This is a genomic window from Streptomyces tagetis (genome assembly GCF_018069565.1).
GTDB classification, from domain to species: Bacteria; Actinomycetota; Actinomycetes; order Streptomycetales; family Streptomycetaceae; genus Streptomyces; species Streptomyces tagetis.
In genome coordinates this window covers 1,437,392-1,446,742 of record NZ_JAGPNL010000001.1, presented here as the reverse complement: position 1 = coordinate 1,446,742, position 9,351 = coordinate 1,437,392, and the positions used below count along the sequence as shown (strand labels likewise).

Annotated in this window: 10 protein-coding genes and 2 pseudogenes; 3 read left to right on the top strand and 9 right to left on the bottom strand. The window is 71.7% G+C overall.

Features of this window, described 5'->3' with window-relative positions; all coding sequences use genetic code 11:
• Positions 1–160: 160 nt before the first annotated feature.
• The 4 genes from J5Y05_RS06280 to J5Y05_RS06265 all read right to left on the bottom strand — a co-directional run bounded on the left by J5Y05_RS06280 (position 161) and on the right by J5Y05_RS06265 (position 4,772).
• On the bottom strand, positions 161–2,215 hold the full coding sequence (locus tag J5Y05_RS06280; protein ID WP_210868902.1) for a multicopper oxidase family protein: 2,055 nt from the start codon (positions 2,213–2,215) through the stop codon (positions 161–163).
• Positions 2,212–2,430, bottom strand: a complete 219-nt coding sequence (locus tag J5Y05_RS06275) for an MbtH family protein (protein WP_210868900.1) — start codon at positions 2,428–2,430, stop codon at positions 2,212–2,214. The genes J5Y05_RS06280 and J5Y05_RS06275 overlap by 4 nt, the downstream gene beginning before the upstream one ends.
• A gap of 177 nt (positions 2,431–2,607) precedes the next feature.
• On the bottom strand, positions 2,608–3,714 hold the full coding sequence (locus J5Y05_RS06270) for a FecCD family ABC transporter permease (RefSeq protein WP_307853721.1): 1,107 nt from the start codon (positions 3,712–3,714) through the stop codon (positions 2,608–2,610).
• A 2-nt stretch (positions 3,715–3,716) separates the two neighbouring features.
• Positions 3,717–4,772, bottom strand: a complete 1,056-nt coding sequence (locus tag J5Y05_RS06265) for a FecCD family ABC transporter permease (protein ID WP_210868895.1) — start codon at positions 4,770–4,772, stop codon at positions 3,717–3,719.
• Positions 4,773–5,159: 387 nt separating this feature from the next.
• On the opposite strand from J5Y05_RS06265, the gene J5Y05_RS06260 reads away from it, so the two are divergent.
• Positions 5,160–5,504 (top strand): hypothetical protein, encoded by a 345-nt coding sequence (locus J5Y05_RS06260; RefSeq protein WP_210868893.1) that lies wholly within the window; start codon positions 5,160–5,162, stop codon positions 5,502–5,504.
• A gap of 21 nt (positions 5,505–5,525) precedes the next feature.
• Positions 5,526–6,155, top strand: coding sequence for a DUF6236 family protein (locus tag J5Y05_RS06255; RefSeq protein ID WP_307853770.1), 630 nt, complete (start codon positions 5,526–5,528; stop codon positions 6,153–6,155).
• A gap of 445 nt (positions 6,156–6,600) precedes the next feature.
• On the opposite strand, the gene J5Y05_RS06250 is transcribed toward J5Y05_RS06255, so the two are convergent.
• Positions 6,601–7,041 carry a cysteine hydrolase family protein gene (locus J5Y05_RS06250; RefSeq protein WP_307853720.1) on the bottom strand — a complete coding sequence of 147 codons (441 nt, stop codon included), beginning with the start codon at positions 7,039–7,041 and terminating at the stop codon, positions 6,601–6,603.
• Between the two features lie 301 nt (positions 7,042–7,342).
• On the opposite strand from J5Y05_RS06250, the pseudogene J5Y05_RS32585 reads away from it, so the two are divergent.
• A pseudogene (locus J5Y05_RS32585) lies at positions 7,343–7,651 on the top strand (AfsR/SARP family transcriptional regulator); the annotation flags it as partial.
• Between the two features lie 174 nt (positions 7,652–7,825).
• Here the strand turns inward: J5Y05_RS32585 and J5Y05_RS31600 are convergent.
• The 4 genes and pseudogenes from J5Y05_RS31600 to J5Y05_RS06235 form a co-directional block, all read right to left on the bottom strand.
• Positions 7,826–8,047 carry a hypothetical protein gene (locus J5Y05_RS31600; protein ID WP_247614049.1) on the bottom strand — a complete coding sequence of 74 codons (222 nt, stop codon included), beginning with the start codon at positions 8,045–8,047 and terminating at the stop codon, positions 7,826–7,828.
• A complete protein-coding gene (locus J5Y05_RS32185) occupies positions 8,047–8,517 on the bottom strand; it encodes an LLM class flavin-dependent oxidoreductase (protein WP_281730691.1) in 471 nt (156 codons plus the stop codon). The genes J5Y05_RS31600 and J5Y05_RS32185 overlap by 1 nt, the downstream gene beginning before the upstream one ends.
• Before the next feature lie 70 nt (positions 8,518–8,587).
• Positions 8,588–8,773 (bottom strand): annotated as a pseudogene (locus tag J5Y05_RS32180) (LLM class flavin-dependent oxidoreductase); the annotation flags it as partial.
• 126 nt (positions 8,774–8,899) lie between these two features.
• On the bottom strand, positions 8,900–9,334 hold the full coding sequence (locus J5Y05_RS06235) for a PaaI family thioesterase (RefSeq protein WP_210868890.1): 435 nt from the start codon (positions 9,332–9,334) through the stop codon (positions 8,900–8,902).
• Positions 9,335–9,351 lie beyond the last annotated feature (17 nt).

The window sequence follows — 9,351 nt, the reverse complement described above, 5'->3', positions numbered from 1 at the left end:
GCGCATTCTCCCGGCGTGCGGTCTCACCGTGGTCCGGCGGTGAGGGGCTGCGGAGGGGACCGGTCACCGGGGCCGGGGGCATGCCCGGCACCACCCGGGCGGGGAGCGCGGGTGGTGGGGCCTCGGGCGCGTCGTGCCCGGTCCGGTGGTGTGCGGGGGGTCAGTGCTGTCCGTGCCGCGCGGCGGACGTGCCGCCGGAGGGTGGCGTGCCGTGGGCGCCGTGCGGGGCGAGGGCGATGACCTGTCTCGGCTGCACCACGAAGGGGCGCATCATCATCATGTCCTCGTGCTCGTAGATGTGGCAGTGGTGCATGAAGCGGCCGGGCACGTCCTGGAACTCGGCGGCCACGGTGATCATCTCCGCGGGGTACAGGGCGATGGTGTCCTTCGGGCCCTTCTCCGCGGGCGTCAGTGCGCGGGCCGCCTTCCGTCTCAGCGGGGCGGAGGTGCCGGCTCCGTAGCCGCCGCCCTCGCGCTCGAAGAAGGTGAAGGTGCTGACGTCGTACAGGTCGCGGCTGAGGCCCTGGAAGGCGGTGGCGTGCAGGTGCATGGGGTGGGGGTAGGAGCCCTCGGACTGTTCCAGGCTGAGGAAGGTCCAGCGTTCGGTGGAGCCCGCCGGGACGGTGAAGGCGACGGGGTCGTCGTAGGTGGACGACACGCGCCGGAAGGTGCGCACCCGGCCGAGGGCGTCCTCGAACTGGACGATGCCGTCGATGGGCAGTTCGCCCTGGGGGGCCTCGGTCTCCTCCATCTCCCACAGTTCGGGGTCCTTGGGGTAGACGGGGGTCACCATCACCATCCGCTCCCGGGTCCCGGCGAGTTTCCCCCGGTCGACGGGGCGGAAGGAGCGGGCGAGCCTTCCCGGTACGGAGTAGCCGCCGCCCTCGGCGCGTGAGCCGACCCGGAACTCCAGCACCTCGGCGCGGATGCCCGGTTCCGGCAGGGTGTTGGCCAGCCGCAGCCGCTGCCCGCGATAGCGGGAGAAGTCCACGAGGACGTCGGCCCGTTCGGCGGGGGTGAGGGAGACGCCGTCCTTGAGCGGCGCGGGCGCGGGCAGCAGTCCGGCGTCGGTGCCGATCTGCACGAACGCCTCGGGGGGCACCTGGCGGCCCTCCTCGTCGAGGAGTTTCAGCAGGTAGGGCCGGTTGTTGGAGGCGTTGAGCAGCCGGAGGCGGTACCAGCCGGCGTCGACCTCCTGGTACGGCCAGATCTTCCCGTTGACGAGCGTGAAGGGGCCGGTGAAGGGGCGTACCAGTTCGTAGGGGTCGTCGACGACCACGATCCCCTTGTAGAGCAGGCCCCCGGTGAACCCGCCGTCCGCGTCCAGGTCGAGGTTGCGGTCGAAGAGGACCAGGGGCAGTTCGCGTTCGCCCCGGGGCAGCCGCAGGCCGGCCTCCTCGTCGTCGCGGACGAGGTACTGGCCCGCGGCCAGGCCGGTCATCACGTTGAGGTGGGTGATGTGCATGGCGTGGTCGTGGTACCACAGGCCGCTCGCGCGCTGCTGGTTGCGGTACTCGGAGAGCTGGGCGTCGGCGGGCAGGACGGCGTTCTCCGCCCAGCCGTCGTTGCCGCCGCCGGTCACCGCCCCGTGCAGGTGCACGGCGGTCCAGGGCGGCAGGGCGGCGACGTCCTCGCGCGGGGTGCCGCCCTCGCGTCCGGGGCGGTCCCACATCAGCGGCCGGCCCTCCTCGTAGGAGAAGGGGACGCGGACCGCGGGGACGGGGAAGGCACCGGTCAGGTCGTTCTCCCAGGCCACGCGGAGCCGGCTGCCGCTGCGCGCCTCGATGGTGGGGCCGAGGTGGGACCCTTCGTACGTCCACAGGCGGGTGGCGGGCAGGTCCCGGTGCAGCCGCACGCTCGCGGTGCGCAGGGAGACGGTCAGGGCGCCGTCACGGCCGCGCAGCACCGGGGGCACCGGCAGCCGGTCGACGAAGGGCCTGAGTGCCGTGGCCGCCGCCGCGGCCCGGCCGGCGGCGCCGCCGGCCCGGTTCCCGGCCGCGCGGGCCTGTTCGACGGCGTGCGGGAGGGTGGCGAGCGGGGTGCCGAGCGCGGCGGTCATGAGGGCGGGCCGGGGCGGGACGGGCCCGGCCGCGGGGCCGCCCCGGGTGAGCAGGACGCCCGTTCCCAGGGCGGCACCCGTGCCGGCCGTGCCGACGCCGACGAGGAAGCCGCGTCTGCCGAGCAGGTCCCGGCCGGATGTCGACGAGGTGGTCATGAGGCGTCGGCAGCCATGCTCTCGATCAGGCTCTTGGGCCGGAGATCGGTCCAGTTCTTCTCGACGTACTCCAGGCACCCGGTGCGGGTGTCCTCGCCGTGGACCACGGTCCATCCGGCGGGAACCTCCGCGAAAGAGGGCCAGAGAGAGTGCTGTCCTTCGTCGTTGACGAGTACCAGGTACACGCCGTCCTCGTCCTCGAACGGGTTGGTCACAACTCCTCCTTCGAGTCAACTTAGGTAAGCCTAGCCTTAGTTATTCGAGGGGAGCAATACCACACCACCCGCCACTTCAGGCCATCAACTCCCGTACGGAACAAGCCCCTTGGGGCCTCACGGGACCGGCCCGGAAGGGGCTCGCCGACCGACGTGCCCCTTCCCCCCGGACCGGTGTCAGACCGCCCCGGCACGGCGCCGGTGGAAGAGCACCCAGGCGAGGTAGGCACCGCCGAGCACGCCGGTCGTGACGCCTACCGGCAACTGCCCGTCGCGCTGCGTCTCCGCGACCAGATGGAGACGGGCGAGCAGCGGAAGGAACTGGTGGGAGACGAGATGCGCACCCGACAGGAGGGCGGCCCCCGTGACGCCCGCGGCGATCACGCTCACCGGTCCCCGGGTGAGCATCAGCGCGATCTGCGGCGCGGCGAGCGCCACGAACGGCACCGGTCCGGCGCTCGCCACCGCGACACCGCACAGCCCCACCCCGAGCAGGGTGAGGGCCAGCCGCGCCCGGATCACCCGGACACCGAGCCCGTGGGCCAGGTCGTCGCCCATCTCCAGTATCCGCAACTGCCGGTTGAGGACGACGGAGGCCGGCAGCAGAGCGGCGAGCGCCACCGCCATGATCTGGACGGAACTCCAGGAGCGGCCGTTGAACGTGCCGATCAGCCAGACGTGCGCGTTCTGCGCGTTGTGCAGGGTGGAGCGCGTGAGCAGGTAGGAGTTGACGGAACCGAGCATGGCCGTGACGCCGAGCCCGATCAGGACCAGCCGCACCCCGTTGAACCCCCCGCTGCCGGCGAGCAGGAACACGACCGCCGCCGTGGCGAGGCCCCCGCCGATCGCGCCGGCGGCGGTCGCGGCGGCGCCGCCGCCGAACACGATGGCCGTGATGGCGCCGGTCGCGGCACCGCTGTTGAAGCCGATGACGTCGGGACTGGCCAGCGGGTTGCGGGAGACGTTCTGGAAGATGGCGCCGCTGATGCCGAGCGCGCAGCCGACGAGGACGGCGAGCAGCGCCTGGGGCAGCCGCTCCTGGTTGACGAAGTGCACCGCCAGCCGTTCGCCGGTGCCGAAGAACAGGGCCCGCGCGACGTCCCCGGGCGCCACCGCGTAGGCGCCGGTGCACAGGCTCACCGCGAGGAGCAGCGCCGACACCGCCAGGGAGGCCGCCCCCACCGCGGCCGTACGGCGGTGCAGGCGGAAGGAGAGCCGGCCCCAGCGCACCGACAGCACGGGCCGGGCGGACCCGGACGTCTTCGCCGGCTTCGTCTGCGTCACCGTCACAGGGACACCTTCTTGAACCGTCGCACCATCGCGATGAACACCGGCGCCCCGACGACCGCCGTCACCGCGCCGACCTCCAGCTCGCCCGTCGGCAGGACCACCCGGCCCACGATGTCGGAGACCAGCACGAGGACCGGCCCCATGAGCACGCAGTACGGCAGCGACCAGCGAAGGTCGGGGCCGGTGAGCCGGCGTGCGATCAGGGGGACCACGAGACCGACGAAGCCGATCGGCCCGGCCGCGGCGGTCGCCGCCCCGCAGAGCAGGGTGACGGTGACCACGGTCCCGGCGCGGACCCGGCCGAGATGGACGCCGAGCCCCCTGCCCAGCTCGTCGCCGAGGGCGAGCGCGTTCAGGGAGGGCGCGAGGACCATCGCGGCCACCACCCCGACGAGGACGAACGGCACGAGTTCCAGGACGAGTTCGGGACTGCGTCCGGCGAGCGAGCCGACCATCCAGAACCGCAGGAAGTCGTAGGTCGCCGCGTCGAACACGGTCAGCCCCGCGATCACTCCCCCGAGGCTGGCGCTGATGGCCGCGCCCGCCAGCGTCAGCCGCACCGGCGTCGGCCCGCCCCGGCCCGAGGCGCCCAGGACGTAGACCACGACGCTCGCGAAGGCCGCGCCGAGGAACGAGAACCAGACCAGGGACGTGAAGTCGCCGAGCCCGATGACCCCGATCGCGAACACCACCGCCGCCGAGGCCCCGGCGTTGACCCCGAGGATGCCCGGGTCGGCGAGCGGATTGCGGGTGACGGTCTGCATCAGCGCCCCGGCGACGCCGAGGGAGGCACCGACCAGAAGCCCCACCAGCGTGCGCGGCAGCCGCAGTTCACGGATGACGCCGGTGGCGTACGAGCCGTCGTCCCCCCACAGCGCGCTCCACACCTGCGCGAGGGAGGTGTCCTTGGTGCCCAGCCAGGTGCTCAGCAGCACCAGCAGGAAGAGCACGCAGCCGAGACCGAGAAGACCGCCGCCGCGGAACAGGACCCGGACGGGGGCCGGTTGGGACGCGACGGCAGCCGCCGACGGCGGAGACGTTTCCTGCGCCATGGGGCCGCTCACCGGGCCGCGGCAGCCGGGCCGGCGCACGCGGGAGAGCCGGTGGACCCGCCGGACACCGCGGCGATGCGGGGTCCCGGCCTTCCGCCGCCCTCCGGACGTAACGCCCGTGGTCGCTCCCTTCCGGAAAGTCCCCGCGCCCTCACCACACGCCGTCCATCCGCCCGCCCCACACCACTTGACACCCTCTCGGGCCCGCTCGGCAGCCCGATCAACATAGGCAAGGCTAAACTAACAAGCGGGGGCCTTGGGAAGCCATCGCGGACGTCGCCGCCCGGCCGCCCGTCACCGGCAGCCCGAGTGCCGACGGTTCCCGCGCGGCATCCGCTGACGTGAAGTCCCGCCATCGGGCGGTGAGTTCGCGGACAGGGAGTCCTCTTGGCCGTCCTGCTGTACTACCCGCTGGTCAAGCCGCCGACGGAGATCCTGCACCAAGCGCTGCTCTACTGGGACGGCATCGCGTCCATCGTGCCGCAGGGTCACCGGGAGTACCGCTTCGCCGTGCCCGCGGAGCTGAACGAGCTGCGGGAACAGCGCCTGTACACGCCCCTCACCTTTGACCGGGACAGCATGGAGGAGCTGGAAGACCCTGAATGGGGCCACGGCCAGGCTTCCCGGTTCCTGGTGCAGGAGCTGCGCAGGATGGCTGCCTACCCGAACCGCCGACAGCTTTCCTTCCCGGACGCGTACCTCTACAACTCGAAGACGAGCCTTTGGCTGTAGCGGGAACTCCTCTCACTCGGCCTGGCCTGGCCGAACAGGCGGGGCCCCTGGAGCCTCGTCGTCCCGCCGGAGGTCCAACAACTGGTCATCGGCACCCTGGCCCGCGAGATCGCCGCCGACCGCCGGGTCTCGTACGTCCCCTGCACCGACCGCGCGGACGCGTACGCCTGGGCCCTGAGCCCCGCCGGCGAGGACCGGCTGCCCGCCTGGGAGCTGGAGCTAGGCAAGTTGCTGCCCGTGCCCGCCCCCGGCACCCCGACCGTCGACGTCGTCGCCTTCCGTGAGCGATACGCCGACGAGCGGCACCGCCTGATGCGGGCTCTACACCGCATGCTCGGGGACCTCCGTCGCCACTACGAGCACCCCGCCGACGTCCTGGCCCAGTTGCACCGGGAGATCGAAGAGTCCGTCGAGGACTACCGGGCGGCGGCCAGGAGCAGCCGGATGGTGTGGGTCAACCGGTCCGTGATGGTGACCCTGGCCCTCGCGGCCGCCGCCGGAAGCGTGGTGCAGCCTGGCCTGACCTGGGTGCTGGGAGCGGTGGGCGGCTACGCGCTGAACGTGGCCACTCGCGAGATCCGCCCGATCAGCAGGGCCCGCCGGGACCACGACTTCAGCTACCTGCACCGGGCCGGCGGAACCCTGGCCTGACGCACGTACAGGATCGGGAAACTCTGATCCGGCTGCTCATGCCGCGTGCCCGTTGGTTGCCCGAGTCGGCGTCTCGCCCGGGGGACGGCGGAGGCGGCATGGTGATCGGCCGTGCTGTTGAGACTGACGTACCCGTGCATGACGAGCGCGTTCCCAATGCGGCGGCTGCTACCAACGAGCGACTGGGAGAAGGACATCAAAATCCTTGCCCTGCGCCATCAGATCGCCGTCCTGGAGCGGCGGCTGGGCGGGCAGCGGGTCCGGTTCGACGTCGGCGACCAGGCGTTCCCGGCGTCGTTGCTCCACAGCGTGTCCCGCGAGGTGCTACGCCGGATGCGATCTGATCCGGCCGGACACGGTCCTGCGCCAGCACCGCGACCTCATCGTCTGCCGGCACGCCACCCGGCCCCGGCCCCAGGGCGGCGGCCGGCCGCGCACCGTGCGCTCACTCCGCGCTCGCCCGCTTCTCGTCGTCTGATGCCGAGGTGGCTGCGGTCAGTCGGTTGGTGATCTCTTCGGTGGTCGGTACGAGCGCGAAACCCTGCCGCAGCACAGCGAGTTCCGGTTCCTGTCGCGACTCGTCATCGGTGGCCGTGACATCGGACCCGAAGACGACCTTGTAGCCGCGTTCGTATGCCTGCCGGGCCGTGGTGCCGCAGCAGTAGTTGGTAAGCGTTCCCGTGACGATGACCGTGTCGCGGTCGAGGTTGCGCAGCATTGTGTCGAGGGGGGTGTCGTAGAACGCCCCGTAGGAGGGCTTACGGATCAGGGCTTCATCGGGACGACGGCCCATCCGGCCCCACACCTCGGCAGGGCCCGGTCGGTGCCAGTCGCGGTCGGCGTGCGGGAGGAAGCGCAGGGCGTGCGGCCGGTCCAGACCGAGCACCGTGCCGCCGCGCAGCCCTCGGAAGGATCAGAAGTGCCGTTCTCAAGACCGTCCGCGCTATTCGACGGGCGACCCTGACATTCGCCCGATATACAACTGATGTCATTCTGACCATCTGAACGGGGCGAGCGTCCGGTTGCCCCGTTGGTCTTTTGACGGTGTCTCGGCACCGGGGGCGGGAAACGCCGGTTGTCCAGAAAAGAACGGCTAACGCGCGCGTGAGCGGGCATTGTGTGTGGAGGGCCGACCGGGCCAGGTCGGGCGGACGGTGAAGACATGCAGACCAACGCCCTGCAAGCCCATGTCAGCATGGCTGCGGCACCGATTGCGTGCTCTCGAACCGGATCGTCCGACCCCTCGGCTGGCCACGCACCCGACCGGCTACCGGTTGACTCTGGCCCCTGGGGAACTCGACGCGATGAAATTCGTCAGAGTCGTGAGTGAGGTCGAAGCCCGCCCCGATATTCCTCCCCCTGAATTAGCCGGACTACTGCGGGCGGCCCTCGTGAGGTGGCGCGGCCCAGTCTTCGGTGGATTCGTGGAGACCGATTTATGCAGGCAGGCAGCCGCCCGCTACGAAGCGTACCGCGTAAGGACTCTCGAGACTCATGTTCGACGCCGAGCTGGCTGCCGGAAACCACTCGGGCGTGATCCCTGCTTTCATGTCCTGAACGCGCCGTACGGGACAGACCGGTCAACGGCCCGCCCCGTACGCCGCGTTCACGAATCGGCAGATGAGTGCCGGGAACGGCTCGGTGCTCGCCCCCCTGTCGCACCGTCGCCGTCAGCCCAGTACGCGCAGCCACGGCAGGACCACGGTGGCGATCTCCTTGAGCTGGTTCTCCGGCCTCAACGAGCCGACGCGGATGATCAGTTGACGGGCACCGGCCCGTACGTACTGGGCGAGCCACCGGGCGCACGCCTCGGCGCTGCGCCAGCAGGACGTCTGGATCGCGGACATCTGGTCGAGGGTGCGCCCGTGGTAATGGAGGATGTAGTCCTCCATCACGGCGCGCGCCCGTGCGGGGTCCGGGTCGACGGTGAGCGTGTCGTACAGGGCGGGCGTGACGGCGTCCGCCGGCCGGCCGCCTCCCGCGTCCGCTGGACGCGGTCCCGCGCCTCGCCGTAGGCACGGGCGTACGGCAGGAACGGCATCCAGCCGTCGTAGTGGCGGGCCACTCGCTCCACGACGCGCGGGGTGCCGCTGCCCGCCAGCCACAGGGGCGGCCCGCCCGGCCCGTGCGGCGGCGGCAGCCGGTCCAGGCCCTCGGCCTGGAAGTGCCGCCCGGTGAAGTCGACGCTGCCGCCGTCTTCCGGCCGCTGCCAGGCGGTGTGCCACAGGGCGACGGTCCCATCCAGGCGGCCCGCGCGGCCGGAGAACTCCGCCCTCACCGCACGGAACTCCTCCTCGGTCTCCGGCACGGAAAAGCCCGAACCGAGACCGAGAACCAGGCGTGATCCGCACACGTGGTCCAGTGCGACGATCGTGTTGGCGCCGATCAGCGGATGGCGTAGGGCGGGCGTGAGTGCCGCGGGTGCCCAGGACGATGCGGGAGGTGACCGCCCCGGCGGCGGCCAGCACCACCAGGGGATCCAGTCGCGGCCGGGCGGTCAGCGAGTCGCCCGTCCACAGTGAGTCGAAGCCGAGGGACTCGGCCTGACGGGCGAAGTCCAGCAGGGGGAAGGCGGCGACGCTGTCGGAGATGGCCTGCTCCCGGGTGGGGAGGAGGATGCCGACGCGCAGGGGTGTTGTTCAGCGGCCATGGCTGCTTACCTTCCGGTCGGAGAGACGTACGTGAGGGTGCGGCGTGGCCGCCCGGCCGAAAGGGACGCGGGCGCCGCCGTCCCCGTGTACGGGTCAGCCCCTGGCGCCATCCTTCGGGGCGAGCACGATCTGGGTCTGGGTGGTCTGCCCGACGAGGCGGTCCTTGTCATCGCGCAGGTCGGTCTGGACGACGACCAGGGTGCCGCCGACGTGCAGCGGGCGGGCCGTCGCATGGACCCGCCCGGAGGCCACTCCGCGCAGGAAGTTGGTCTTCGACTCCACCGTGGACGTGCCCGCGCCCGGCGGAAGGTTGAGATAGGCGCAGACGGCTCCGACCGAGTCGGCCAGCGCCATCAGCGCGCCCCCGTGCAGCACGCCGCCCACGGTGCAGGACTCCGGGGACCAGCCCAGGCTGCCCACGGCCCGGTCGGGGACAGCCTCGTGGAGTTCCACGCCCAGGCGGGCCGCGAAGGGCATCGCCGCCAAGAGATCGGCGAGGGCGGGGGCTGATGTCTCGGAAGGGGACATGGTGTGCTTCCTTTCCT

Coding starts and splice junctions, on each gene's coding strand:
- J5Y05_RS06265 (WP_210868895.1), bottom strand. CDS start 4,772: ATGGCGCAGGAAACGTCTCCGCCGTCGGCGGCTGCCGTCGCGTCCCAA.
- J5Y05_RS06280 (WP_210868902.1), bottom strand. CDS start 2,215: ATGACCACCTCGTCGACATCCGGCCGGGACCTGCTCGGCAGACGCGGC.
- J5Y05_RS06235 (WP_210868890.1), bottom strand. CDS start 9,334: ATGTCCCCTTCCGAGACATCAGCCCCCGCCCTCGCCGATCTCTTGGCG.
- J5Y05_RS31600 (WP_247614049.1), bottom strand. CDS start 8,047: ATGGAGGACTACATCCTCCATTACCACGGGCGCACCCTCGACCAGATG.